Genomic DNA, 25,370 nt, shown 5'->3' with positions numbered 1-25,370 from the left:
ACGAAACACGGACGTCGGCCGCCCCCGGCCGCCGTCCGGGGGACCGCGCCGCCGCTCGGTGCCACACTCGACGTGTGACCACCGATCCCGCACAGCGCCGCATCCTCGTCGTGGACGACGACCCGACCGTGGCCGAGGTCGTCGCGGGGTACCTCCACCGCGCGGGCTTCCTCGTGGACCGGGCCGCCGACGGCCCCACCGCGGTGGCCCGCGCCGCCGCGACCCGCCCCGACCTCGTCGTACTCGATCTGATGCTGCCCGGTCTCGACGGGCTGGAGGTGTGCCGCCGCATACGGGAGCGCGGCCCCGTCCCCGTCGTCATGCTGACCGCCCGCGGCGACCAGGACGACCGGATCCTCGGCCTCGAGGTCGGCGCGGACGACTACGTCACGAAGCCGTTCAGCCCGCGCGAGCTGGTGCTCCGGGTGGAGTCCGTACTGCGCCGCGCCGGGACGCCGCCGCCCGCCGGCCCCTGGCTCCGGTCAGGACCGCTCGCCCTCGACCCGGCGGCCCGGCGCGCCACCCGCGACAGCGCGGAACTCGCGCTGACCATCCGGGAATTCGACCTGCTCGCGTTCTTCCTCCGGCACCCCGGGCGGGTCCTGGGGCGCGAAGAGCTGATGCGGCGAGTGTGGGGCTGGGAATTCGGTGACCTGTCGACCGTGACCGTCCATGTGCGGCGGCTGCGCGAGAAGATCGAGGACGACCCGGCCCGGCCGCTGCTGATCAGCACGGTCTGGGGCGTCGGCTACCGGTTCGACGCGCCGGGCGGATCCGCACAGGGCTCGGCCGGGGAGACGACGGCGCAGGACGCGATGTCCCAGCACCCGGCGCCTCAGGATCCGACGCCTCAGCACCCGAGGTCTGAGCACCCGGCGGCACCACAGGAAGCGATGACCCCCGATGCATGATCTCCTGCTGATCGCGGCCTACGCGTCGGTCGGCGCCGCGGCGGCCGGACTCCTCGGCGCGCTGACGCTGCGGCTGCTGCGGAACCGGTCGGTCGCGCTGTCGCTCGCCGTGGTCGCCGCCGTCACGGTGGCGGCGATGCTCGCCGGGACGCTCTCCGTCGCGTGGGCGATGTTCCTGTCCTCCCATGACCTCGGCGTGGTCATCACGGTGTGTGCGATGGCCGCCGTCGTCTCGCTCGCCGTGACCCTGCTGCTCGGCCGTAGGGTCGTCGCGGGCAGCCGCGCGCTGGCGACCGCCACCCGTGCGTTCGGCGACAGCGACATCTTCGCCGCGCCCGCCGGGCCGCCGACCGCCGAGCTCGCCGAGCTCGGCCGCGAACTGGCCGCCACCAGCGCGAAACTCGCCGCCTCGCGGGAACGTGAGCGCGCCCTGGAGGCCTCCCGCCGTGAGCTGGTGGCCTGGATCTCCCACGATCTGCGCACCCCCCTCGCCGGGCTGCGCGCCATGGCCGAGGCACTGGAGGACGGCATAGCCGAGGATCCGGCGCGCTACCACGCGCAGATCCGCACCGAGGTGGAACGCCTCAGCGGCATGGTCGGCGACCTCTTCGAACTCTCCCGCATCCAGGCGGGAGTCCTGGCCCTGGCCCCGTCCCGGATGTCCGTCTACGACCTCGTGGGCGACGCCATCGCCGGTGCCAATCCGCTGGCCCTCGAGCACGGGGTCCGGCTGATCGGCGACGGCGTGGAATCGGTACCGGTGGAGGTCGACGGCCGCGAGATGACGCGCGTCCTGGCGAACCTGCTCGTCAACGCCATCCACCGCACCCCCGCCGACGGAACCGTCGCCGTCTCCGCCCACCGCGATGCCGACTCCGTGGTGCTCTCCGTCACCGACGGCTGCGGCGGCATTCCCGCCGCCGACCTTCCCCGCGTCTTCGACACCGGCTGGCGCGGCACCGGCGCCAGGACGCCTCCCGCCGGGGCCGGACTCGGTCTCGCCATCGTCCGCGGCATCGTCGAGGCCCACGCGGGCCACGCCGCCGTCCGCAACGTACCGGGCGGCTGCCGCTTCGAGGTCGTCCTCCCCGCCGCCTCCGGCTGACGCCGGCGGGTCCCGGGGCTGCTGCGCCCATGTGCCGGACGGACCGGACGGCTCGCGAGGACCGACCCGTCGCGCTACACAGTCCGGCGACCCCGGGTGAACCGGCCCGCGTGCCGCCGGGAGGCTGGCGTCAGGTCCGGCCCGCACTCGCGGGCGCCGTGCCGCGCAGTCGGGCGTGGGCGAAGTCGCGCATTCCGGCGGAGAAGCCGATGGCGGGGGTCCAGCCGAGGTCGGCGCGGATCCGGGCGGAGGATGCCGTGATGTGGCGGACGTCGCCGAGGCGGTATTCGCCGGTGGTGACGGGGGCGGGGCCACGGGTGGCGGCGGCGAGGGCGGCGGCCATGTCGCCCACGGTGTGGACGGTGCCGCTGCCGACGTTGTACGTCCGCAGCTCACCCGCGGGGCGGCCGGAGAGCGCGGCGAGGGCGGCGGTGTTGGCGGTGGCGACATCGCGTACATCGACGAAGTCCCGGCGTTGGGCACCGTCCTCGAAGACCCGGGGGGCCTCGCCGCGCGCGAGCGCGGAACGGAAGAGCGAGGCGACGCCCGCATACGGGGTGTCGCGGGGCATCCCGGCGCCGTAGACGTTGTGGTAACGCAGCGATACCGCACGGCCGTTGACCGCGCGGGCCCAGGCTGCGGCCAGGTGCTCCTGGGCGAGCTTGGTGGCGGCGTAGACGTTGCGCGGGTCGGTGGGGGCGTCCTCGGTGACGAGTCCGGGGGCGAGCGGTTCGCCGCAACGGGGGCAGGGCGGTTCGAAGCGGCCGGCGTCGAGGTCGGCGATCCGGCGCGGTCCCGGGCGGACGACGCCATGGCGCGCGCACGCGTAGCGGCCCTCGCCGTACACGACCATGGAGCCGGCCAGCACCAGGGAGCGCACCCCGGCGGCGGCCATGGCCGCGAGCAGAACGGCCGTGCCGTGGTCGTTGCAGCTGACGTAGTCGGGCGCGTCGGCGAAGTCCTTGCCGAGGCCGACCATGGCGGCCGGATGGCACACCGAGTCGATGCCGCGGAGCGCGTCCTCGACGGCCGCGCGATCACGGACGTCGGCCCGGCGCCAGTCGGCTCCCGCCGGGAGGGCGGGAGGGTCCGCGAGGTCGCCGTGGGCGGCGGGGAGCAGCGCGTCCAGGACGCGCACCTCATGTCCGGCGGCGAGGAGAGCGGTCACGATGTGCGAGCCGATGAAGCCCGCTCCTCCGGTGACGAGTGTCAGCATGGCTCCGACCGTACGGTCCCGGCCGGTCTGTACGGCGCGACCCGGCCGGGATGTCAGTGGTCCGTAAGGAGTGCGGGGACCTCGAACGTCAGGGTGCGGGCGCCGGCGTCCAGGACGGCGGGCACCCCGAGGGGGACGGTGATCGCGGAGGGGCAGTGGCCGAAGCCCAGCTCCTCCACGATCGGCACGCCCAGACCGCCGAGCCGGTCCAGCATCAGAGCGCGCACCTCGTCGTAGGGGCCGCACTCCTCCCATGATCCGAGCACGATTCCGGCGATGCCGTCCAGCCATCCGGAGCGCAGCAGCTGGGTGAGGTAACGGTCCAGGCGGTACGCCTCCTCGCCGGTGTCCTCCAGCAGGAGGATGCCGCCGGCCGCGCCGGGCCGGGCGTGCGGCGTGCCGAGGTCGGCGGCGAGGAGGCAGAGGCAGCCGCCGAGAGTGATGCCGCGTGCCCGGCCGGGGACCAGGGTGCGGGCGGCCGGCGAACCGATGACCTGGACGGTCTCGGGCTCCATGAGGGTGCGGCGGAGATGGTCCTGGGTGGGGCCGTCCTTGAGGAAGGTGGCGGCGGCGGCCATCGGGCCGTGCAGCGTGGCCAGACCGAGCCGGTTGGCGAACGCCTCGTGCAGCGCGGTGACATCGCTGTAGCCGATGAACGCCTTGGGTCCGGCCGCCCGCATCGCGTCCCAGTCCATCAGGTCGGCCATGCGCTGCACGCCGTAGCCGCCGCGGGCGCACATCACGGCGGCCACCGACGGGTCGCACCAGGCCTGCTGCAGATCGCGGGCGCGGTCCTGGTCCGCGCCCGCGAGGTAGTCGAACCGCGGGTGCTCGTCCAGGACGTGCGGCGCGAGCACCGGCTCCAGGTCCCAGCCGCGCAGGATGTCGAGCCCGGCATCGAGACGCTCGCGCGGGACGGGGCCGCTGGTGGCGACGATGGCGACGCGGTCGCCGGGCACCAGCCGGCGCGGGCGGGTCAGCGGGCGGAGCGGTGTCGGGGTCACTTGGCGAGCTCCAGGTGCGGCACGCCGGGCGGCACGAAGCCGAAGACCTGTCCGTAGAGGGAGAGTTCGGCCTCCAGACAGCTGACGATCGTGTCCTGGCGGCGGAAGCCGTGGCCCTCGCCCTCGAAGGTGAGGTAGGCGTGCGGGACGCCGCGCCCCGCGATCCGTTCCAGGAACCGCTCGCACTGCACGGGCGGGCAGATCACATCGTCCAGACCCTGCAGGAGCAGGAAGGGCGCGGTGACGCGGTCGGCGCCGTTGACCGGCGAGCGGTCGCGGTACCGGTCGGGGACCTCGGCGAGCGGACCGACCAGGGATTCCAGGTACTGGGACTCGAAGTCATGGGTCTCGCCGTTCGCGGACCAGCCGGTGAGGTCCAGGATCGGGAAGCTGATGGCGCCGCAGGCGTAGAGGTCGGTGGTGGTGAGCGAGGCGCCGGTGGTCCAGCCGCCCGCGCTGCCGCCGCGGATCGCGAGCCGGGCGCCGTCCGCGGTGCCCTCCTCGACGAGGGCCCGCGCGACGGCGGCGCAGTCCTCGACGTCGACGACGCCCCACTGTTCGCGGAGCCGGTCCCGGTAGGCGCGGCCGTAGCCGGTGGAGCCGCCGTAGTTGACCTCCGCGACGCCGATGCCGCGCGAGGTGAAGTAGGCGACCTCCAGGTCGAGCACCATCGGCACCCTGCTGGTGGGGCCGCCGTGCACCCAGATCACATAGGGCGGCAGCTCCCCCGGCGGCGCGCCGAACTCCGGGTTGCGCGGCGGGTACACCTGCGCGTGGACCTCCCGGCCGCCGGGTCCGGCGAAGGTCCGGGCGACGGGCTCCGGCACATACGCCGGGTCGACGGTGTCATGGTGCGCGCTGCCGATGACGCGCGGGCGCCCGGTGGCCGTGTCCAGCTCGACGATCTCGAACGAGGACCGCGCGGTCGCGGCCACCCCCATCACCCGGGTGCCGGACACCGTGAGACCCGCGGTCCACTCGGTCCAGTGCCCCGGGGCGTCGACCAGTTCGCCGGTGGCGGGGTCGAGTATGGCCAGCCGCTGTGCTCCGACGCCGTGCAGGACGGCGAGCAGCCCGTGGCCGACGGGCGCGAACCAGCGGTAGCCGAGCTTCCACACCGGGCCGGCGAACTCCTCCTCGCGCGGGCAGAGATTGACGGCCTCGCCGGTGCCGGTGTCGATGCGGTGCAGATTCCACCAGCCAGTGCGGTCCGTGGCGGCGACCAGGGTGGCGTCCCCGGTCCATTCGGCCTGCGCGACCGACTCGTGCGGGCCGCCGATGAGGGTGCGGACGCCGGTGAGAACGCCGCCCTCCCCGATCTGCGCGAGCTTGAGTTCGGTGCCGTCCCAGGGCATGCGCGGGTGGTCCCAGGCGATCCATACGGCTTGCCGTCCGTCCGGCGAGAGCCGGGGGCCGGTGACGAACCGGTGGGTGTCGTCGGACAGTTCACGTATCGCGGAGCGGTCGGTCGCGGCCGAGCCGTCCAGCGGCACCGCCGCGATGACGCGCCGCACGTCGGACGGCCCGTCTCCGGTGAACTCCTCAAGGACGCACCAGACCTCGCCCCGGTCCGGGTGGATCTGCGGGTCCACCCACCGCAGGCCGTCGCCCACGTCCGAGACCGGTGTCAGTGGCCGGGGCTCGGTGCCCGGCCGGTACGCGTACAGCCGCTGGTCGGCGAGGTGCGCGAAGACGATCAGCGGGCCCTCCCCGTCGTTCGCTCCCGCCCATGGCCGGCCTCCGTACTCCATGACGCGGCTCCGCACGTTCCACGGAGCGGGCAGCGGGCACTGCTCGGTGCCGTCAGCGAGCCGCCGGACCAGCGCCCGGCGGCCGCCCTCGGCGGGGCGCGGCTCCGTCCACCACACCTCGTCCCCGACGACGCCCACGAATTCCGGGCTGCCGTCATGGGACGCGGCCGTCACCGCGGTGACCGGCGACGGCCATGCTCCGTACGGAACGCTGCGGGTCATGCCGGTGCCTTCCCCGAGGTGGAGATCAGAAAGCGGTCCAGTACCTGAACGCCGAAGTGCAGCGCCTCGACCGGCACCCGTTCGTCCACCCCGTGGAAGAGCGCCTGGTAGTCGAAACCCACGGGCAGCTTCAGCGGTGAGAAGCCGTATCCGGTGATGCCGAGCCGGGAGAACTGCTTGGCGTCCGTGCCGCCCGACATGCAGTACGGGATGACATGCGCGTCCGGATCGAAGTGCTCCAGCGCTTCGCGCATCGCCGCGTAGGCCGGCGAGTCGACGGGGGCCTGCAGCGGCACCTCGCGGTGGTGGAACTCCCACTCGACATCCGGCCCGGTGAGCCGGTCCATGGTCTCGGTGAATTCCGCCTCGCCGCCGGGCAGCATCCGCCCGTCCACATAAGCGGTCGATGTCCCGGGGACGACATTGATCTTGTAACCGGCCTGCAGCATCGTCGGGTTGGCGCTGTTGCGGACCGTCGGCTCGACGAGCGCGGCGGCCGGGCCGAGCTTGCCGAGCAGCCCGTCGACATCGTCGAGGTCAGGCTCGATGCCGTGCAGGACGGCGAGTTCGGTGAGGGAGGCGCGCACGGTGGGGGTCAGCCGGACCGGCCAGTCGTGTTCGCCGATCCGCGCGATGGCCGCGGCCAGCCGGCTCACGGCGTTCGACGGGTTGACCTTGGAGCCGTGTCCGGCCTTGCCGTGCGCCGTGAGCCGGAGCCAGGCGGTGCCACGCTCGCCGGCGGCCACCGGATACAGCCGCATGCCGCCGCCGGCGTGGAAGGTGAAGGCGCCCGATTCGCTGATGCCTTCCGTACAGCCCTCGAACAGCCCGGCGTGCTGGTCCGCGAGGTAGCCGGAGCCGTAGGCGGCGCTGTCCTCCTCGTCCGCGGTGAAGGCGAGCACGATGTCCCGGGCCGGGCGGCGGCCGCTGCGGGCCCAGGCCCGCACCGTGGCCAGGACCATCGCGTCCATGTTCTTCATGTCGATCGCGCCGCGGCCCCAGACCACTCCGTCGCGGATCTCGCCGGAGAAGGGGTGCACGCTCCAGTCGGCGGGCTCCGCCGGTACGACGTCCAGATGGCCGTGCACCAGCAGCGCTTCAGCACTGGGGTCGCGGCCTTCGATACGGGCCACCACATTGGTACGGCCGGGGGCGGACTCCAGGATCATGGGCTCGATCCCGGCGTCGGCGAGCTGCGCGGCGACGTATTCGGCGGCGGGCCGCTCATTGCCGTCGCCGCCGCCGCGGTTCGTCGTGTCGATCCGGATCAGGTCGGAGGTGAAACGCACCACCTCCTCCAGCGCCTGCTGGTCGACTCCCTGGTCGACCGACTCATAGAGCGCTTGCTCAGCCATACTGTTCCTCCACCGCTGCCGACACGAGCGTGGTAACCGCTTTGAAGGCGCGGATTCCCTCGTACATGGTCGGTGATGTGTAGCCGACGCGGCGTTCGCCGGTCCGCGCCACGCCGGGCACCACCGTGGCGGCCCCGGCAAGATGTACGGCGTCGAACTCCAGCTCGATGGTGAACGGCCCGGCCTGCACGGGCTCATGGCACACCGCGAGCACGGTCGCCGCCTTCGCCGCGGCACGGATGTCCGCCGCGGTCCTGGCCGGGGGCCGGCAGACCGCCGCATACCGCGACACATAGTCCTTGACCGCGACGGTACGGGCCTGCGGAGCATAACCGCGCGCGTCGTCGCCGGTACGGTCGTCGCCGGTCACCAGGATCACGGGCACACCGTACTCGGCGACCACCAGGGCATTGAGCCGGCCTTCGCTCGCCGCGTCGCCGTTGACCCAGACGCCGGTGATGGAGTTGGCGAGGTAGGTGTGCGCCAGCACACCCTCGGTCCCGGCGCCTGTGTGATAGCCGACGAACGCGATGCCGTCCACGTCGCCGTGCTGCACGCCCTCGACCATCGACAGGTCCTTGTGCCGGCCGGTGAGCATCTGGGCCCGCTCATCGAGCTTCTCCAGCAGCAGGTTGCGCATGGTCCAGTGCGCCTCGTTCACCAGGACCTCGTCGGCTCCGCCGTCGAAGAATCCGGCGATCGCGGCATTCACATCGGAAGTGAACATATGTCGGCAGCGCTGCCACTGCTCGCTCCCCGGCAGCACATCCGCGGGCCAGGTGACGCCGGTGGCGCCTTCCATGTCCGCCGAGATGAGGATCTTCACCATGCACCCGTTCTATCGCAGGTGGGAGGCCGTACGCACGGGCCATGGCCGCAGTGCGGGCACATCGCTGTCAGAGGTGTTGAGCAGGTCCCCCACGTTCGGCCCCCCGAGACGAAGATCTCCGTGCCGCGTCACGTTACGCGACGGCGAACGCTCGGGCCAGGCCTGTGGATAACTGCAGGGGGGATCAGGCGCCGGCGCCCGCCACCAGCCAGTTCGACGGAAGTTCGATACGCGTGCCGTCGGGGCGGGACTCCGTCGTCGTCAGCAGCTGCTCGCCACTGGCCAGCAGCTCGAGACCCGCCGCGCGGAAGTAGCCCGGGACCGCCTCGTCGGCGACCTCCCCCGGAGCGATGCCGTGCGCGAAGACCGCCCCCAGCTTCGGCGGCGGCCCGTCCGGCCCCTGGGCCAGACCCATCAGGACGCCCTTCGCCGCCTCGGCCAGTTCGACCGCGAACACCCGGCCCCGCTCGCCGAGCAGCGTCGCGATGCCCTCGATCAGCGGAGCGCGGTCACCGGGTTCGCACTGGTGCAGCACACCGCGCATATAGACGTTCGCGTCACCGGTCTCCGCGTGCAGCCGGTGCATCGCGTCCCGGTCCGCGCCGTTGGCCTGCTGGTACTCGGCGACGCCGTGCGGGTCCGCGCGGCGCGCGTGCCCGATCGCCGCGGCCGACAGGTCCACGCCGATCACCCGGTCGTAGCGCTGGGCGAGGTACCGGGTCTGCGTACCGTTGCCGCAGCCGAAGTCGACGACCGGCAGCCCGGCGTCGAAGTACGGCTCGAAGAGCGGTAGTTGCAGTTCCACGGTGAGGGACGCCTCGGCATCCCAGAAGACCGACCCCGATGCCGGCGGCGCGGCGCGCCAGAAGCTCTCCCACGCCTGCGTGTAACTGCTGGGCACGTTCATTTCGGGACTCCCCAGGATCCGGCGAAACCTCAGCAGCTCAGGCTCAACAACCCAGCGGCTCGCAACCCAGCAGCTCAACGACTCAGCGCCGCTCCGACTCAGCGCCGCTCCGACTCAGCGCCGCTCCGACTCAGCGCCGCTGCCGCGATCGCGGCAGCGTCTGCTCGAACCACACCGTCTTGCCCTGGGCGGTGCGGCTCGTACCCCACTGCCGCGCCAGCCGGCTCACGATGCGCATGCCCCGCCCGTACTCGTCGTCCGGCCCGGTGCTCAGCAGGACGGGGACCGCGTGGTCCTCGTCCGTGACCTCGCACAGCAGCTCGTCGGCCCGCACCAGACGCAGCTCGACATGGCTGGTGCGCGCATGCCGGATCGCGTTGGTGACGACCTCGCCGACCAGCAGTTCCGCGGTCTCCGCGACCTCCTCCAGGCCCCAGCCGCGCAGCGTCTCGCGGGTCAGCCGCCGGGCATGGGCGGCCTCGCCCGGTTCCGGGGCCAGCTGCCAGGTCGCCACGTCCTCGCGCGGGATGCCGTTGAGGCGGGCCATCAGCAGGGCGACGTCGTCCTTGCGGCCGCCGCCGCGCGGGTTGAGCGCGCGGATGATCGTGTCGCAGGCGTCGTCCATCGACGCCGCCGGGTGCGCGGCGCTCTCGCACAGGGCGGCCAGCCCGGCGCCGATGTCCTGCCCGCGCACCTCGACCAGCCCGTCCGTGCACAGCACCAGCCGGTCGCCCTGCGCGACCGGCACCCTGACCGTCTCGAACGGGACGCCGCCCACTCCTATCGGCGCGCCGGTCGGCACCTCGAGCAGCTCACTGCGCCCGTCGGCCGCCCGCACCAGGACGGGCGGGATGTGCCCGGCGTTGGAGATCAGCAGCTCGGACTCGATCGGGTCGTACACCGCGTACAGACAGGTGGCCAGGTAGTGGTCGCCGAGCCGCTGCGCCAGGTCGTCGAGGTTGCGCAGCAGCTGGGCGGGCGGCATGCCCATCGCCGCCATGGTCTGTACGGCGGTACGTAACTGGCCCATCATCGCGGCCGAGTTGAGGCCGTGCCCCATGACGTCACCGACGACCAGCGCCAGCCGCGATCCGGCCAGCTTGATCGTGTCGAACCAGTCGCCGCCGACCCGCCCCAGCCGCGTCCCCGGCAGATAGCGGGTGGCCACATCGCAGCCCGGCATCCGCGGGGTGATGTGCGGCAGCATGCTGTCCTGGAGGGTGTCGGCGACATTCTCCTGATACGTGTACATACGGGCGTTGTCCAGGACGAGTCCGGCGCGGGCGGCGAACTCGGCGCCCGTCACCCGGTCCATGTCGTTGAAGACCGGCCGGTCCTGGTGGCGCAGCAGGATCATGAAGCCGAGCACCACATTGCGGGCCTTGAGCGGCACCACGAGCATCGACCGGTTGTTGATCAGCGGGCTGATGTCGCGCTTCTCGAACTGCGCGGCGATCGCGTTGCCCATCTCCTCGGAGATCCGGGGTACGAGCACCGGCTGGCCGCTGGTCATGCACTGGAAGAACGGGGTGTGCTCGGGGAACGGCATCGACTCGCCGACCGGCACCACATCGTCCCAGCGCCCCGGCTCGTCAGTGTGCTCGACGGCCACCCGGTACCACATGGTGGTGACGTCCGGCGGCCCGTCGGGGAAGCCCTCGCCCGCGAGCACCTGCTCCCGCAGATAGGAGCCCGCGACATCGGTGAAGCGCGGCACCACGGCGGCGCTGACCTCCTGGATGGTGCGGGCCAGGTCCAGCGAGGTGCCGATCCGGGCGCTGACCTCGTTGAGGAATTCGAGGTGCTCGCGCACGGCGGCGTACTCGAGGTCGGGCGCCAGGTCGTCCGGTGCCGCCGCCTGCGGATCGAGCGCGGCGGCCGCGGCCGCGGCGCGGCGTCTGGCCCGCCGCTCGACGCGCCGTGGCACGCCCCAGTCCGGGGTGACCGGCACCCGGTCGTGCTGGCTGAACTCCAGCACCGGATAGCCGAGCTCCAGCACCTGGGAGACGATCCGGGCGCTCTCCGCCGGATTCATGCTCGGCAGGATCTCGGGCAGCTTCCTGGCGAGCTGGTCGGCGCCGGAGAACTCGGTGTGCAGCGCGAAACCGGGCGCGATCCGTTCGAATTCGCCGGCCTCGTCGTCCCCGGCGTCCTGGCCGGGCCCGCCACCGGGATCCGGCGAGGAGCGCAGCTGGGCGGCGTCGGCAGCGAGGACCAGCAGCCGCTCGGGCCCCGGTCCGACCAGCGGATACGCCCACCACAGGACGTCGACGGCACCGCCCTCGCGGTCCTGTTCGTGCTCCCGGCAGTCGTCGAAGAGCCGGGCACGGCCGGCGGTCGGATAGGAGGTCCCGCCGTTGAGGGAGGCGTCGAGGTCGGGCCCGAGATCGGGTCCGAGGTCCGGGCCGAGGCTGCGGTCGAGACCGTCGTACGTCCCGGTCCCGGTGGCCGTCTCACCGCGGTCCAATGCCATGCGGTCCAGGTCACCGCCGTCCAGGGAGCCACGGTCCAGAGCGCCGGACACCGGCAGCAGGTCCACCGCCGGGCGGCCCACCGCCTCGTCCCTGGAGCAGCCGAAGAGCTTGCGCGCACCGGTGCTCCAGTGCGATACGAGTCCCGCGCCGTCCACGACGATCACCGCGAGCGGGATCCGTCCGGACAGCCCCGGAGGGATGCGGCGGTCCATGGCTGGGTGGTCTCCTTCCCCTCGGGCCGCCTCCCGGAACCGGGCCGGGATGTCCCCTCCCAGGTGCAAGATCTGCGGCACCGATACCACGGTACGACCGGAGCCGGGTACTGCGAAGGCCAAAGCCGGAATCCGGGCGCACGCCCGCGCACGAGCGCTCCCCCCTGCCGTGCTAGCGTCCAGTCTCTCTGTTCGAACTCCAGATCCGTGGTGCGAGTTCGACTCCGGCCGGGTGGGGATCCAGGCCGGGGCACGTAGGACCCGCGACTGGAAGAGACGCCGTGACCACCTGGGAGTCCGCGGGCTGGGCCGCCGTGAAGCGCCCCAAGTCCTTTCTCCGCATGGCCGATCCACGTCGGCCGGTGATGGCGGCCACCCTGCTCGCCGCGGTGCTGCACATCGTGTGGGCGGTGTTCCTGGCCAAGGACGCCGGGGACATGGCCGCCCAGTTCGCGTGGACGGACTTCATCAGGCAGCACCCGGACTCCGCCTACAACCTGTCCTGGTACGGCGGGATGCACCCCGCCTCGTACAGCATCCTCTCGCCCTACATCATGGCGTGGCTCGGCGTCCGGACCACCGCGGTGATCGCGGGCACGCTGTCCGCGACGGTCGCCGCGTACCTGCTGGTCCGCTTCCGGATCCGGAAGCCGATGCTGCCCGCGCTGTGGACGGCGTTCGCGCTGTGGTGCGACGTGGCGTCGGGCCGGGTGACCTTCGCGCTGGGCATGCTCTTCGCCCTCGCGGCCACCGCCCTGGTCTTCCCCGACGAGGACCAGCGGACCTCGCGCATCGTCGCGGCCTCCGTGCTGGGCGGGGTGGCGACCATGTGCAGCCCGGTGGCCGGGCTGTTCATGGAGGTCCTGGCGGCGGCCCTGTTCCTCACCGGGCGGCGGAAGCACGCGTACATCCTGGCCGCGAGCCCGCCGATCGTGGTCGGCGGCACCTCGCTGCTGTTCCCCTTCTTCGGGGTGCAGCCGTTCACCTGGTACTTCGCCGCGCTGCCGCTGGCCACCGCCGTACTGGTGGCGCTCCTGGTGCCGCGGTCATGGCGCACGGTGCGCACCGGATCGTGGGTCTACTCGGCGGGCATAGCGCTGACCTGGGCGGTCCCGTCCCCGATAGGCAGCAATGTCGAGCGGCTCTCGCTGCTCTTCGGCGGCACCGTGCTGCTCGCCTCCGCCATCGGGCGCACCGCCCGTGGCCGCAGGACCCTCTTCATCTACGCGGCGTTCGCCGCCGTCGCCGTCTGGCAGGTGGCCAAGCCCGTCACCGATCTGGTCAACACCGCACCGGTGACCGGGACCGTCCAGCACGCCCAGGGGCTGATAGACGAGCTGGCCCGGGTCGGCGCCGACCGGGGCAGGGTCGAGGTGGTCCCGCTGCGCTCCCACTGGGAGGCGTCGGGACTCGCCCCGCACGTCAACCTCGCCCGCGGCTGGAACCGGCAGGCCGACGTCGAGCGCAACCCGCTCTTCTACGACGGCACCCTCACCCCGGCCCGCTACCTCGCGTGGCTGCAGCGCTGGGGCGTCGGCTACGTCGTACTCCCGTCGGACGAACCGGACGGCGCGGGCGTGGCGGAGGCGAAGATCGTCGCGGCCGGGCACACCTGGCTGCAGCCGGTCTGGCAGGACGACCACTGGCGCCTCTACAGCGTGACCGGGGCCGAGCCGCTGGCCGACCCGCCCTCGATCGTGCGCCAGGCGGGACCGGCCGAGCTGGTCATCGAGGTCCCGAAGGCCGGCGAGGTGCTGCTGCGCATCCCGTGGTCGCCGTGGCTCGGCATAGAGGGTGCCACGGACTCCGACCATGGTTGTCTCGCCGAGGCCGGCGACTGGACCAAGCTCTACGCGCCGACCCCGGGCACCTACCGGATAGGCGGACGCTACGCCCTCACCCGCGGGACGCCCTGCAAGAAGAGCTGACCCGCCGGACCCCCGGCCGGCGCCGGCCCGGCAGCCCGCGCCCTCCGTCTCAGTCCTCATGCTCAGTCCTCGTGTCAGTCCTCGTGGCCGAGCTGCAGATCGCGTTCGGTGCGCCCGCCCCCTGCGATCTGGAGGACGGTGGCCACCGGCGGGTATCCGGCGGCGATCACGGTGTACTCGCCCGCCGCGAGATCGACGAAGCGGAAGAGCCCGTCGGGGCCCGATGTCACCGAGTCCACCGCATTGCCCGCCGCGTCGAGCAGGGTGACCCTGGCGTCCTCGACCACCCGGCCGCCGGGGGCCCGTACGGTGCCGCGCAGCACCGCGCCGCCGGCCAGTTCGACGTCCTGCCGGGTCTCGCGGGACGCCTGCACCGAGACCGGCAGCGCGGCGGGGCGGTAGGCCGGGGCGCTGGCGGCCAGCGTGTACTCGCCCGCCACCAGCTCGGACAGTACGTAGCCGCCCTCGCGTGCGCTGCGGGTGCTGGAGACCACGTCGCCGCGTACATCCGTCAGCGTCACGATGGCGTCGCGGACCGGGGTGCCGTCCGAGGTGTGCACGGTGCCGGCCAGCCGTCCCGCGCCGCCGAGCACCACGTCCAGTTCGACCGGCCGGTTCCCGACCGTCACGCTGACGGCCTGCGGCTGGTGGCCGCCCGCGGCGGCGATCAGTACGTAGCTGCCGGTGCCCGGGGTGCTCAGCGCGTACCGTCCGTCCTCGCCGGTCGCCCCGCGGCCGATCTGCCGGCCGGTGACATCGATCAGGGTGAGCGCGGCCCTCCCCACCGAGGTGCCGTCGGAATGCTGGACCGTGCCGCAGACCGGGACGCCCCCGGCGTCGGCGGTCCTGGCGCCGGTGCGGGCGGCGGGGACGGCGGGATCGGAGACGGGACCATGCTGGGTCACCAGGGGTTTCTCCTTCAGGAGGAAAGCGAGCAGGAAGCCGAGGACGAGCACCGGCACGAGGTACAGGAAGATCCGCGGCATGGCCTGGGCGTACGCCTGGACGTAGCCGTCGCGCAGCGCGGCGGGCATCGCGTGCACCAGCTGCGGGGTGATCGATTCCGGGTCCGGGAGGTGCGCGCCGCGCGGCAGTTCGACGGCGAGCCGGTCGGCCAGCCGGTTGGCGAAGAGGGTGCCGAAGACGGCCGCGCCGACGGAACCGCCGATCTGCCGGAAGTAGTTGTTGGCGCTGGTGGCGGCGCCGATGTCGGCCGGCCGCACCGAGTTCTGCACGGCGAGCACCAGGACCGGCAGGACGAGCCCGATGCCGAGTCCGAGTACGGCCATGAAGGCGCTGTACTCCATCCGGGACGTGCCGGTGTCCAGCAGCGACAGCAGCCACATGCCCAGCGCGGAGAGCGCGCCGCCGAGCAGCGGGAAGATCTTGTAGCGGCCGGTCCTGCTGATCAGCTGGCCGGAGGCGACCGAGGCGAGGACGACACCGAGCATCATCGGGAGCATCAGCAGCCCGGAGCCGGTGGCGCTCGCGCCGTCGACCATCTGCAGGAAGGTCGGCAGATAGCTGGCGGCGCCGAAGAGCGCGACCCCTACGACCGCGCCGACCAGTGCGGTGACATTGAAGATGCCGTCGCGGAACAGCCGCAGCGGGATGACGGGTTCGGCCGCGAAATGTTCGGTCAGGACGAACAGCACGGCGCTGGCGAGGGCGCCCGCGCCGAGCCCGATGATCGTCTCCGAGCGCCAGGCGTACGTGGTGCCGCCCCAGCTGGTGAGCAGGACCAGGCAGGTGGAACCGGCCGCGAGCAGCAGCGCGCCGAGTACGTCGAGGCGGGACCGGATCGTGGGCCTGGGCAGCCGCAGGACGACGGTGATGAGGGCGAGCGTCAGCAGGCCGAACGGCACATTGATGTAGAAGCACCAGCGCCACGAGGTGTGGTCGGTGAAGAAGCCGCCGAGCAGGGGTCCGGCGACGGAGGCCACTCCGTAGGCGGCGCCGATCAGGCCCATGTAGCGGCCGCGTTCACGCGGCGGGACGATGTCCGCCATGATCGCCTGCACGCCGATCATGAGCCCGCCGCCGCCGACGCCCTGCACCGCGCGGAAGGCGATCAGCTCGTCCATGGTGCGCGACCAGCCGGCCAGCGCGGAGCCGAGGACGAAGACGATGATCGCGAACTGGAAGACCCGCTTGCGGCCGAAGAGGTCACCGAGCTTGCCGTAGATCGGCAGGCCGATGGTCGACGCCAGCAGATAGGCGGTGACGGCCCAGGACATCTTCTCCAGGCCGTGCAGCTCTCCGACGATCTTCGGGAGCGCGGTCGCCACGATCATCTGGTCGAGCGCGGCGAACAGCAGCGCGAGCATCAGGCCGAGGAAGACCAGCCGCACTCTGCGCGGGGTCAGATCGGCCGGCGGAATGCCGGTGGCCGAGCCGGACGGGCCGGACGGGCCGGACGGGCCGGCCGCACTGGGCGCGTCCGTGCCGGGTGACTCCGCGCCGGGTGCTTTCGCGCCGGACGAGCCGGGTGATTGCGTCCCGTCGGCCGCCGGTTCGGCCCGTCCGGACCTCCCGGCCAATTCGGCCAGAGTGGTACCGCCCACGTGCCGCTCCCCTCGTCGCGCCTGACTCGTCGCCCATTTCCCGCATTAAGCGACAACGACGAGCCAGCGCGACGATTCTCCGCAGCGATGCAGAACCACCCGTACCAGTGAACGACCCAGCCGGAAGGGGCTACTTCCCGGACTCGACCTCGGCGGCCAGCTTGGCGAGCACCGCGTCGTAGATCCTGCCGAGGCCCTTGGGGGCGAAGGTCCGCTCGAAGAAGCCGCCGATGCCGCCTGCGCCGTCCCAGGTGGTGGCGGAGACGACCTTGGAGCGGCCCTCGCCCGCCGGGGTCACGGTCCAGGTGGTGACCATGGAGGAGTTGCGATCCGCCTCGACGAGCTGCCCCGCGGTCGGCGCGGTGACGTCGAAGAGGCAGTCACGGACGCGCTTGCTGGTGGCCTGCAGCTTCCAGTGCACGACCGTGCCGACGCCGCTGCCGCCCTCGCGGACCTCGTACTCGCTGAACTGCTCGGGGAGCAGCGTCTTCCTCGTGCCCGCGTAGTCCGCGAGAGCGTCGTACACCCGCTCCGGCTCCGCCTCGATGACCCGCTGGGTGGTGGCCTCGACCTGCGCCATTACTTCTCCTCCGGTACGTGTCCGCGTGTGCCGGGCAAGCCAACCACACCCGCTGACACGGCCACCAAAGGCCTACAGGTCGTCCGGGAGCAGCCGGAACGCGGAACACCGGATCGCACGAATGTCCTCATGGGTCACCGGTCCGCCGAGGTCGAAGGTCTCGGTGATGAACGGCTCGTCCCGGGTCCGCTGCACGAGTGCGGCACGGTGGACGGCCGCACGGATGATCTCGGCCTCACTGATGCCCTTACCGGCGGCCCCCGCCTTGATCAGAGCGAGATCGTCCGCGTCGGGCGTAGACGTTGGTGCGCTTCATCGTGGCCAGGTACCAGTTGCAGTACACAGGCACGCCCTCCCGCCGGAACGAGGCTGGACGCCCGCCCAATGCTCAACGAGTCAGTGGACCCACCCGGCTGTCGCTGCTCTAGCCTCCTGCTCATGACCGAAATTCGGGTGATGACCGGCGGCGATATCGAGGCCGTTTCCGCGATACGGGTGCATGGCTGGCAGCGCGCCTACGCGGGCATCGTGCCGCAGCCCTGCCTCGACGCGATGACGGTCGCGGCGGACGCGGCCCGGCGCCGCGCATGGTTCGAGAACGACACCGGCCGGGTGGAGAACCTGGTTTCGGCCGACGGCGCCGAGGTCACCGGCTGGGCGAGCCACGGCCCGTACCGCGGCGAGGACGCCGAGCCCGGGGACGGCGAGCTGTACGCGATCTACGTCCGCCCCGACCTGATCGGCACCGGCGCCGGCCGCGCGCTCGTCGGGGCGGTCCTGACGCGCGCGGCGGACCGCGGCTTCCGGCGCGTGCGGCTGTGGGTCCTGGCCGACAACGCGCCCGCCCGCCGCTTCTACGAGAAGGCCGGCTTCGTCCGTGACGGCGCCGAGCAGCTGGAGGACTACGACGAGGTGTCCCTGCGCGAGGTGCGCTACGTGCGCGGTACGCCGCCGTCCTCGCCGGCTTCCTGGTAGCCGATCCGGGTCAGGGCCGCCCGGGCGGCGGTCCGCAGGCGGGGGTGGGCGCACGCGGCGCGCAGTACGGTCACCGCCCGGGCGTCGCCGAGTTCGCCCAGCCCCTCCACGCAGGCGGGGACGGCGTCCCAGCCGAGGGCCTCTTCGGCCAGCAGCCGGTCCAGGGTCTCGATGAGCGCGGGGACGGATTCCGGGGCCCGCAGTTCGACCAGCAGCCGGATCGGCTGGACGGCGTAGGCGACCCGGAGCGGGTTGGTCGCCAGCGCGGCGGCGGTCCGCGCGGTGCGCGGGTCGCCCAGCCGGGCCAGGGCGCGCGCGGCGGTCAGGGCGCGGGCCGGCTCCCGGTAGTTGAGCAGCAGGGCGAGGGTCTCGAACGCCCGCCGGTCACCGGTGCCGGCCAGCGCCACGGCGGCGGCCTCCCTGGCTTCCAGTGTCTGCCCAGGTTCAGTGAGTACGCCGGCCAGTTCGTCGCGCGCTGCGGAATCCACCCGCACAGCCTACGGCGCGCTCATCTGTACGCGGTACAGATCACATGGGCGGTGGTCTGGCGCGTAGGTTACCGGCCGGTTACCCTCAGACCAACGTGCACGGCAGCCTGGTGACGCAGCCGTCGTGCACAGCTCGACCCGCAGTACCCACCAATTACGCAGCAATTGCGCAGCAATGCAGTACGCAGCACATCACGTCGGTTCGGCACCATCGCGGCGCGGCCCCGGGACAGGGCTCGCCAACCACCTCATGCGGGCACGTACCCCTTTCCTGTGGCCCGCGACTCCACCCAGCTCCTCAGCCGCGCGCGCCTCCCGGCAGCCGCGGTCTCCTCAGCATCTGGAGTTTCGCGATGGACCGTCCGTCCAGCAGTAGTCCCCTGCCCACTCTCGCCCTTCCCACCGTCGCCGTCGTCGGCCTCGGCACCATGGGCGCCGGAATCGCCGAGGTCATGGCCCGCGCCGGCCATGAGGTCATCGGCATCGACACCAGCGACGCCGCCGCCCGCCGGGCCGTCACCGCCCTGGACCATTCGACGGCACGCGCCGTCGAGCGCGGCCGGATCACCGAGGCCGAGCGCGCCGACACCCTCGCGCGGTTCCGTACCTTCCCCGATCTGCAGGCGGCCGCCGAGGCGGACCTGGTCATCGAGGTCGTCAACGAGCAGTTCGACGCCAAGCGCGCCGTCTTCGAGGCGCTGGACCAGATCGTGAAGCCCGACGCGATCATCGCGACGGGCACCAACGCCCTGTCGGTGACGCGGCTGGCCTCGCTCACCTCCCGCCCGGACCGCGTCCTCGGCCTGCACTTCTTCGCGCCCGCGCCCGCCATGAAGCTGGTCGAGGTGGTCTCCACCGTGCTGACCTCACCCGAGGCGACCGCGCTGGTGACCACGCTGGTGCGCGCGCTCGGCAAGGAGCCCGTCCCGGTCGGCGACCGGCCCGGGTTCATCGCCGACGGCCTGCTGTTCGGCTATCTCAACCAGGCCGCCGCGATGTACGAGTCGAAGTACGCGACCCGCGAGGACATCGACGCCGCGATGAAGCTCGGCTGCGGTCTGCCGATGGGCCCGCTGGCCCTGCTCGACCTGATCGGCATCGACACCGCGCAGACCGTCCTGGAGGCGATGTACGAGGCGTCCCACGACCGGCTGCACGCCCCGGCCCCGATCCTGGGGCAGCTGGCCGCCGCCGGGCTGTCCGGCCGCAAGTCGGGCCGCGGTTTCTACACCTATGAGGCTCCCGGCAGCGAGACCGTCGTCGCCGACGCCACGACACCGGCGAACGACGGGAACGCCGCGGTCGCGGGCCGGGCCGTGCGCAGCGTGGGCGTCGCCGGATCCGGCACCATGGCGACGGGTATCGCCGAGGTGTTCGCGAAGGCCGGCTATGACGTCGTGCTGGCCGCCCGCTCCCAGGACAAGGCCGACCAGGCGGTCGCCCGGCTGGCCAAGTCCCTGGACCGTTCGGTCGCCAAGGGGCGGCTCACCCAGGAGCAGCGCGACGCGGCCGTCGCGCGGGTGACGGCGGCCGGCTCGTACGACGCCTTCGGCGACGTGGACCTGGCCGTCGAGGCGGTCGCCGAGGATCTCGCCGTCAAGCAGCGGCTCTTCACGGCGCTGGACGAGGTGTGCAAACCGGGTGCGGTGCTCGCCACCACGACCTCCTCGCTGCCCGTCATCGCCATCGCCAGGGCGACCTCGCGCCCGCAGGACGTCATCGGGATGCACTTCTTCAACCCGGCGCCCGCGATGAAGCTCGTCGAGGTGGTCCGTACCGTCCTGACCGAGGACGATGTGCACGCCACCGTGCGCGAGGTGTGCGGCAAGGTACGCAAGCACGCCGTGGACTGCGGGGACCGGGCCGGGTTCATCGTGAACGCGCTGCTGTTCCCATACCTGAACAACGCGGTGAAGATGGTCCAGGAGAACTACGCGACGGTGGCGGACATCGACACCGCGATGAAGCTCGGCGGCGGTTACCCGATGGGTCCGTTCGAGCTGCTGGACGTTGTCGGCCTGGATGTGTCCCTGGCGATCGAGCAGGTGCTGCACAAGGAGTTCCGCGACCCGGGCCTGGCGCCCTCGCCGCTGCTGGAGCACCTGGTGTCGGCGGGCTGCCTGGGCCGCAAGACGGGCCGCGGCTTCCGCGAGTATGCCCGGCGCTGATCATGAGGGCGGCTGGGGCGGTCTGCTGGGCCCGCGAGGCCCGTCCCGGCCGCCCCGTCCGTCCCGCGCCGGCCCGGCCATGGAGTACGTTCCACGTATGGCCCAGACCGTCAAATCCGCGACGAAGACCACCGCCGACGGCTCGGCGACGGCGAACGGCCGCCGTGCCGCCGCCCAGCGCCACCGGGTGCGGCAGGATCTGGCGGCGTCCGCGATGCACCTGTTCGCGTCCCGGGGGTACGAGGCCACGACCGTCGATGACATCGCGGCGGCGGCCGGGGTGGCCCGCAGGACGTTCTTCCGCCACTTCCGGTCCAAGGAAGAGGCGATCTTCCCCGATCACGACGACACCCTGGTGCGGGTCCAGGCGGTCCTCGACTCCGCGGAACCCCAGGAGCACCCGCTGGACACGGTCTGCCGCGGCATCACCGAGGTACTGCGGATGTACGCGGAGGCCCCCGAGGTCTCCGTCGAGCGGTACCGGCTGACCCGCGAGGTACCGACGCTGCGGGAGCGCGAGATCTCCTCGGTGGCCCGCTACGAACGGCTGTTCACGCGCTATCTGCTGGGCCACTTCGACGAGTCGGCCCACCATGACGGTGACGACGACCCGCTGCTCGCGGAGGTCGCCGCGTCCGCCGTGGTGGCGGCGCACAACCATGTGCTGCGGCGCTGGCTGCGGGCCGGCGGCAAGGGGGACGTGGAGGCGCAGCTGGACCACGCCTTCGACGTGATCAAGGCGACGTTCGGCACCGGCATAGGGGTGGGGCGGCTGTCCGTGCCGCCTTCGGCGCCGGCCGCGGCCGCCTCGCAGACCGGCGAGGTCGTGGTCACGGTGGCGCGTACGGACGCCTCCCCCGCCGAAGTGATGCGCATCATCGAGAAGGCGCTGCGGGGCGGCTGACCGCCCGCCCAGGACCCTCCGCAGGGTGCATAACAGCGGCCGCCCGGACAATCCGGGCGGCCGCTGTTGCTCGTTTGTGGCGGCGGGATGACACTTGAGAGAAATTGTTGGCACGCAGTGTCTTTACGAGTGGCACCCCGTGCCATAACGTAAGCCGTGTCCGGGCGGGCGGCGTGTGGTGATCCCACGCACGCCGTCTGTCCCCAAAGGCCCGGACGCCTGCGTCACAGGCATCTCCGGACTCGTCCGGGGGCCCACCACCGCGCCACCGCGCGATACAGGTTCCACCCGTGCGACCGTCACGGGAGCAGTATCCCCGCCGAACCGACGGCACCAGTCACCCGTCAGCCCTCGCCGACGTTCCCTCAAACGTTTCAACGTCGCGCTTCGCCGGAGGCACCCCGTGAAGGAAATCCTGGACGCGATTCTCGCGTCGACCGCATCCGACAGCGGCTCCGCCGTGGCTTCGGCCGCCGACTTCGCGGCCCTGCCGCTGCCCGAGTCGTACCGCGCCATCACCGTCCACAAGGACGAGGCCGAGATGTTCGCCGGCCTCGACAGCCGCGACAAGGACCCGCGCAAGTCCCTGCACCTGGACGACGTGCCGGTTCCCGAACTCGGTCCCGGCGAAGCCCTCGTCGCCGTCATGGCCAGCTCGGTGAATTACAACTCCGTCTGGACCTCGATCTTCGAGCCGGTCTCCACGTTCACGTTCCTGGAGCGGTACGGAAAGCTCTCCCCGCTCAGCAAGCGGCACGACCTGCCATACCACGTGATCGGCTCCGACCTCGCGGGCGTCGTGCTGCGCACCGGCCCCGGCGTGAACGCCTGGCACCCCGGTGACCAGGTCGTGGCGCACTGCCTGTCCGTCGAGCTGGAGTCCTCCGACGGCCACAACGACACCATGCTCGACCCCGAGCAGCGCATCTGGGGCTTCGAGACCAACTTCGGCGGCCTCGCCGAGATCGCGCTCGTGAAGTCCAACCAGCTGATGCCCAAGCCCCAGCACCTCAGCTGGGAGGAGGCCGCTGCTCCCGGCCTGGTGAACTCCACCGCGTACCGCCAGCTGGTGTCCCGCAACGGCGCCGGCATGAAGCAGGGCGACAACGTCCTCATCTGGGGCGCGTCCGGCGGGCTCGGCTCCTACGCCACCCAGTTCGCGCTGGCCGGCGGCGCCACCCCGATCTGTGTGGTCTCCAGCGACCAGAAGGCCGACATCTGCCGGGCGATGGGCGCGGAGGCGATCATCGACCGCAACGCCGAGGACTACAAGTTCTGGAAGGACGAGCACAACCAGGACCCGCGCGAGTGGAAGCGCCTCGGCAAGCGCATCCGTGAGCTCACCGGCGGCGAGGATGTCGACATCGTCTTCGAGCACCCGGGCCGCGAGACCTTCGGCGCGAGCGTCTACGTCACCCGCAAGGGCGGCACGATCGTCACCTGCGCCTCGACCTCGGGCTACAACCACGAGTACGACAACCGCTACCTGTGGATGTCGCTCAAGAAGATCGTCGGCTCGCACTTCGCGAACTACCGCGAGGCGTGGGAGGCCAACCGGCTGGTCGCCAAGGGCAAAATCCACCCGACGCTGTCGAGGACGTACACCCTGGAGGAGACCGGCCAGGCCGCGTACGACGTGCACCGCAACCTCCACCAGGGCAAGGTCGGCGTCCTGGCGCTCGCCCCGCGCGAAGGACTCGGCGTCACCGACCACGAGATGCGCGAGAAGCACCTTCCCGCCATCAACCGCTTCCGGAACGTCTGATGGCGGACAGCGAGCACGCGCGTCATGGGAAAGACCGTCCCTGGCTGATGCGGACGTATGCCGGGCACTCCACCGCCGAGGCGTCCAACGAGCTGTACAAGAACAACCTCGCCAAGGGGCAGACCGGACTGTCCGTCGCGTTCGACCTGCCGACCCAGACCGGCTACGACCCCGACCATGTGCTCGCGCGCGGCGAGGTCGGCCGGGTCGGGGTCCCGGTCTCGCACATCGGTGACATGCGGCGGCTCTTCCAGGGCATCCCCCTGGAGGGGATGAACACCTCGATGACCATCAACGCCACCGCCATGTGGCTGCTGGCGATGTACCAGGTGGTCGCCGAGGAGCAGGGCGCGGACGTCACCGAGCTCCAGGGGACGACGCAGAACGACATCGTCAAGGAGTACCTGTCGCGCGGGACCCATGTCTTCCCGCCCGGCCCCTCCCTGCGGCTGACCACCGACATGATCACGTACACGGTCAACAACATCCCCAAGTGGAACCCGATCAACATCTGCAGCTACCACCTGCAGGAGGCCGGAGCCACCCCGGTCCAGGAGATCGCCTTCGCGATGTCCACCGCGATCGCCGTCCTGGACGCGGTGTTCGCCTCGGGGCAGATCCCGGAGGACCGCCGCGGCGAGGTGGTCGCCCGGATCTCGTTCTTCGTGAACGCGGGTGTCCGCTTCATCGAGGAGATGTGCAAGATGCGGGCCTTCGGCCGCCTCTGGGACACCATCACCCGGGAGCGCTACGGCATCGAGAACGCCAAGCAGCGCCGATTCCGGTACGGCGTGCAGGTCAACTCGCTGGGCCTGACGGAAGCCCAGCCGGAGAACAACGTCCAGCGCATCGTGCTGGAGATGCTGGCCGTCACCCTCTCCAAGGACGCCCGCGCCCGCGCCGTGCAACTGCCCGCCTGGAACGAGGCGCTGGGCCTGCCCCGGCCCTGGGACCAGCAGTGGAGCCTGCGCATCCAGCAGGTCCTGGCCCATGAGAGCGACCTGCTGGAGTACGAGGACATCTTCGAGGGCAGCCATGTCGTCGAGGCCAAGGTCACCGAGCTCATCGCCGACGTGACGGCCGAGATGGAGCGGATCGAGCGGATGGGCGGCGCCATGGCGGCCGTCGAGTCCGGGTATCTGAAGTCCGCACTGGTCTCCTCGCACGCGGAGCGCCGCGCGCGCATCGAGTCGGGCGACGACAAGATCGTCGGCGTCAACTGCTACCAGAGCACCGAGCCCAGCCCGCTCACCGCCGATCTCGACACCGCCATCATGACCGTCGACCCGGCCAACGAGGCGCGCGTCGTGTCCGCGCTGCACACCTGGCGCGACAACCGCGATGAACACCGCGCCCAGGAGGGGGTCGCGGCGCTGAAGGCCGCCGCGGCGGGCAGCGAGAACCTCATGGCCGCGACCCTGGAGTGCGTCCGCGCCGGCGTCACGACCGGCGAGTGGTCCTGGGCGCTGCGGGACGTCTTCGGCGAGTTCCGCGCCCCTACGGGCGTCAGCAGCGCCCCGGTGGCGGTGACCGCCGAGGCGGGCACCCCGCTGGCCGAGGTCCGCCTCAAGGTCGCCGCGACCGCCGCGGAACTCGGCGTCGGCAAGCTCCGCCTGCTGGTCGGCAAGCCGGGCCTCGACGGGCACTCCAACGGCGCGGAGCAGATCGCCGTACGGGCCCGCGATGCGGGATTCGAGGTGGTCTACCAGGGGATCCGGCTCACCCCCGAGGAGATCGTCTCCGCGGCCGTGGCCGAGGATGTGCACTGCGTGGGACTGTCCATCCTGTCCGGCTCGCACGCCGCACTCGTGCCGGACGTGCTGCAACGGCTGCGCAAGGCCGGGGTGGACGACGTACCAGTGATCGCCGGCGGGATCATCCCTCCGGCGGACGCGGCGGCGTTGCGTGCCGCCGGGGTCGCCGCGGTGTTCACTCCGAAGGACTTCGGCATCACTGAGATCATCGGCCGGATCGTGGACGAGATCCGGCTCGCGAACAAGTTGGAGGTATGA

19 protein-coding genes are annotated in these 25,370 nt (G+C 71.9%); 8 read left to right on the top strand and 11 right to left on the bottom strand.

Features of this window, described 5'->3' with window-relative positions:
• Positions 1 to 74: 74 nt before the first annotated feature.
• Together QMK24_RS04815 and QMK24_RS04810 are read left to right on the top strand one after the other, a co-directional pair.
• Entirely contained in the window at positions 75 to 911 is an 837-nt protein-coding gene (locus tag QMK24_RS04815) for a response regulator transcription factor (protein WP_283463838.1), read from the top strand.
• Positions 904 to 2,016 carry a sensor histidine kinase gene (locus tag QMK24_RS04810; RefSeq protein WP_283463837.1) on the top strand — a complete coding sequence of 371 codons (1,113 nt, stop codon included), beginning with the start codon at positions 904 to 906 and terminating at the stop codon, positions 2,014 to 2,016. Before QMK24_RS04815 ends, QMK24_RS04810 begins: the two co-directional genes overlap by 8 nt.
• Positions 2,017 to 2,146: 130 nt before the next feature.
• On the opposite strand, the gene QMK24_RS04805 is transcribed toward QMK24_RS04810, so the two are convergent.
• From QMK24_RS04805 to QMK24_RS04775, 7 genes are all read right to left on the bottom strand, one after another.
• Positions 2,147 to 3,232, bottom strand: a complete 1,086-nt coding sequence (locus QMK24_RS04805) for an NAD-dependent epimerase/dehydratase family protein (protein WP_283463836.1) — start codon at positions 3,230 to 3,232, stop codon at positions 2,147 to 2,149.
• Between the two features lie 53 nt (positions 3,233 to 3,285).
• Positions 3,286 to 4,236, bottom strand: coding sequence for a S66 peptidase family protein (locus tag QMK24_RS04800; RefSeq protein ID WP_283463835.1), 951 nt, complete (start codon positions 4,234 to 4,236; stop codon positions 3,286 to 3,288).
• Entirely contained in the window at positions 4,233 to 6,209 is a 1,977-nt protein-coding gene (locus tag QMK24_RS04795; protein WP_283463834.1) for a S9 family peptidase, read from the bottom strand. Before QMK24_RS04795 ends, QMK24_RS04800 begins: the two co-directional genes overlap by 4 nt.
• Entirely contained in the window at positions 6,206 to 7,564 is a 1,359-nt protein-coding gene (locus QMK24_RS04790) for a M20/M25/M40 family metallo-hydrolase (protein ID WP_283463833.1), read from the bottom strand. The genes QMK24_RS04795 and QMK24_RS04790 overlap by 4 nt, the downstream gene beginning before the upstream one ends.
• A complete protein-coding gene (locus QMK24_RS04785; RefSeq protein ID WP_283463880.1) occupies positions 7,557 to 8,390 on the bottom strand; it encodes a M55 family metallopeptidase in 834 nt (277 codons plus the stop codon). Before QMK24_RS04785 ends, QMK24_RS04790 begins: the two co-directional genes overlap by 8 nt.
• 187 nt (positions 8,391 to 8,577) lie before the next feature.
• Positions 8,578 to 9,300 (bottom strand): class I SAM-dependent methyltransferase, encoded by a 723-nt coding sequence (locus tag QMK24_RS04780; protein ID WP_283463832.1) that lies wholly within the window; start codon positions 9,298 to 9,300, stop codon positions 8,578 to 8,580.
• A gap of 130 nt (positions 9,301 to 9,430) precedes the next feature.
• A complete protein-coding gene (locus tag QMK24_RS04775; protein ID WP_283463831.1) occupies positions 9,431 to 11,986 on the bottom strand; it encodes an ATP-binding SpoIIE family protein phosphatase in 2,556 nt (851 codons plus the stop codon).
• A 281-nt stretch (positions 11,987 to 12,267) separates the two neighbouring features.
• Here QMK24_RS04775 and QMK24_RS04770 point away from each other — a divergent pair, with 281 nt between their 5' ends.
• Positions 12,268 to 13,914: a DUF8823 domain-containing protein gene (locus QMK24_RS04770; RefSeq protein ID WP_283463830.1), complete on the top strand. Its 1,647-nt coding sequence runs from the start codon at positions 12,268 to 12,270 to the stop codon at positions 13,912 to 13,914.
• A gap of 74 nt (positions 13,915 to 13,988) precedes the next feature.
• Here the strand turns inward: QMK24_RS04770 and QMK24_RS04765 are convergent, their stop codons facing one another.
• The 3 genes from QMK24_RS04765 to QMK24_RS04755 form a co-directional block, all read right to left on the bottom strand.
• The gene (locus QMK24_RS04765) at positions 13,989 to 16,478 is read right to left on the bottom strand and encodes an MFS transporter (RefSeq protein WP_283463829.1); all 2,490 of its coding nucleotides are present in this window, start codon (positions 16,476 to 16,478) and stop codon (positions 13,989 to 13,991) included.
• 130 nt (positions 16,479 to 16,608) lie between these two features.
• Entirely contained in the window at positions 16,609 to 17,058 is a 450-nt protein-coding gene (locus tag QMK24_RS04760; RefSeq protein WP_283463828.1) for an SRPBCC family protein, read from the bottom strand.
• A gap of 72 nt (positions 17,059 to 17,130) precedes the next feature.
• Positions 17,131 to 17,253 carry a hypothetical protein gene (locus tag QMK24_RS04755; RefSeq protein ID WP_283463827.1) on the bottom strand — a complete coding sequence of 41 codons (123 nt, stop codon included), beginning with the start codon at positions 17,251 to 17,253 and terminating at the stop codon, positions 17,131 to 17,133.
• Positions 17,254 to 17,496: 243 nt separating this feature from the next.
• Between QMK24_RS04755 and QMK24_RS04750 the strand changes: the two genes are divergently transcribed.
• On the top strand, positions 17,497 to 18,033 hold the full coding sequence (locus tag QMK24_RS04750; RefSeq protein WP_283463826.1) for a GNAT family N-acetyltransferase: 537 nt from the start codon (positions 17,497 to 17,499) through the stop codon (positions 18,031 to 18,033).
• Here QMK24_RS04750 and QMK24_RS04745 read toward each other — a convergent pair.
• Complete coding sequence (locus tag QMK24_RS04745; RefSeq protein ID WP_283463825.1) at positions 17,991 to 18,521, bottom strand: HEAT repeat domain-containing protein; 531 nt, start codon at positions 18,519 to 18,521, stop codon at positions 17,991 to 17,993. The two genes, QMK24_RS04750 and QMK24_RS04745, sit on opposite strands and share 43 nt — an antisense overlap.
• 353 nt (positions 18,522 to 18,874) lie before the next feature.
• Between QMK24_RS04745 and QMK24_RS04740 the strand changes: the two genes are divergently transcribed.
• From QMK24_RS04740 to QMK24_RS04725, 4 genes are all read left to right on the top strand, one after another.
• Positions 18,875 to 20,689, top strand: a complete 1,815-nt coding sequence (locus tag QMK24_RS04740; RefSeq protein WP_283463824.1) for a 3-hydroxyacyl-CoA dehydrogenase family protein — start codon at positions 18,875 to 18,877, stop codon at positions 20,687 to 20,689.
• Between the two features lie 97 nt (positions 20,690 to 20,786).
• Positions 20,787 to 21,593, top strand: coding sequence for a TetR family transcriptional regulator (locus QMK24_RS04735; RefSeq protein WP_283463823.1), 807 nt, complete (start codon positions 20,787 to 20,789; stop codon positions 21,591 to 21,593).
• A 403-nt stretch (positions 21,594 to 21,996) separates the two neighbouring features.
• Positions 21,997 to 23,358: a crotonyl-CoA carboxylase/reductase gene (gene ccrA, locus QMK24_RS04730; RefSeq protein ID WP_283463822.1), complete on the top strand. Its 1,362-nt coding sequence runs from the start codon at positions 21,997 to 21,999 to the stop codon at positions 23,356 to 23,358.
• Positions 23,358 to 25,370, top strand: coding sequence for an ethylmalonyl-CoA mutase (locus QMK24_RS04725; protein ID WP_283463821.1), 2,013 nt, complete (start codon positions 23,358 to 23,360; stop codon positions 25,368 to 25,370). The genes ccrA and QMK24_RS04725 overlap by 1 nt, the downstream gene beginning before the upstream one ends.

This window comes from Streptomyces sp. PH10-H1 (assembly GCF_030063355.1).
GTDB lineage: Bacteria > Actinomycetota > Actinomycetes > Streptomycetales > Streptomycetaceae > Actinacidiphila.
This window is presented reverse-complemented; position numbering and strand designations above follow the sequence as displayed.

What these genes read in the sequence shown, in the direction of transcription:
- QMK24_RS04725 (WP_283463821.1), top strand. Translation starts at nt 23,358, where the DNA reads ATGGCGGACAGCGAGCACGCGCGTCATGGGAAAGACCGTCCCTGGCTG.
- QMK24_RS04810 (WP_283463837.1), top strand. Translation starts at nt 904, where the DNA reads ATGCATGATCTCCTGCTGATCGCGGCCTACGCGTCGGTCGGCGCCGCG.
- QMK24_RS04760 (WP_283463828.1), bottom strand. Translation starts at nt 17,058, where the DNA reads ATGGCGCAGGTCGAGGCCACCACCCAGCGGGTCATCGAGGCGGAGCCG.
- QMK24_RS04740 (WP_283463824.1), top strand. Translation starts at nt 18,875, where the DNA reads ATGGACCGTCCGTCCAGCAGTAGTCCCCTGCCCACTCTCGCCCTTCCC.
- QMK24_RS04780 (WP_283463832.1), bottom strand. Translation starts at nt 9,300, where the DNA reads ATGAACGTGCCCAGCAGTTACACGCAGGCGTGGGAGAGCTTCTGGCGC.
- QMK24_RS04790 (WP_283463833.1), bottom strand. Translation starts at nt 7,564, where the DNA reads ATGGCTGAGCAAGCGCTCTATGAGTCGGTCGACCAGGGAGTCGACCAG.
- QMK24_RS04735 (WP_283463823.1), top strand. Translation starts at nt 20,787, where the DNA reads ATGGCCCAGACCGTCAAATCCGCGACGAAGACCACCGCCGACGGCTCG.
- QMK24_RS04805 (WP_283463836.1), bottom strand. Translation starts at nt 3,232, where the DNA reads ATGCTGACACTCGTCACCGGAGGAGCGGGCTTCATCGGCTCGCACATC.
- QMK24_RS04750 (WP_283463826.1), top strand. Translation starts at nt 17,497, where the DNA reads ATGACCGAAATTCGGGTGATGACCGGCGGCGATATCGAGGCCGTTTCC.
- QMK24_RS04795 (WP_283463834.1), bottom strand. Translation starts at nt 6,209, where the DNA reads ATGACCCGCAGCGTTCCGTACGGAGCATGGCCGTCGCCGGTCACCGCG.
- QMK24_RS04775 (WP_283463831.1), bottom strand. Translation starts at nt 11,986, where the DNA reads ATGGACCGCCGCATCCCTCCGGGGCTGTCCGGACGGATCCCGCTCGCG.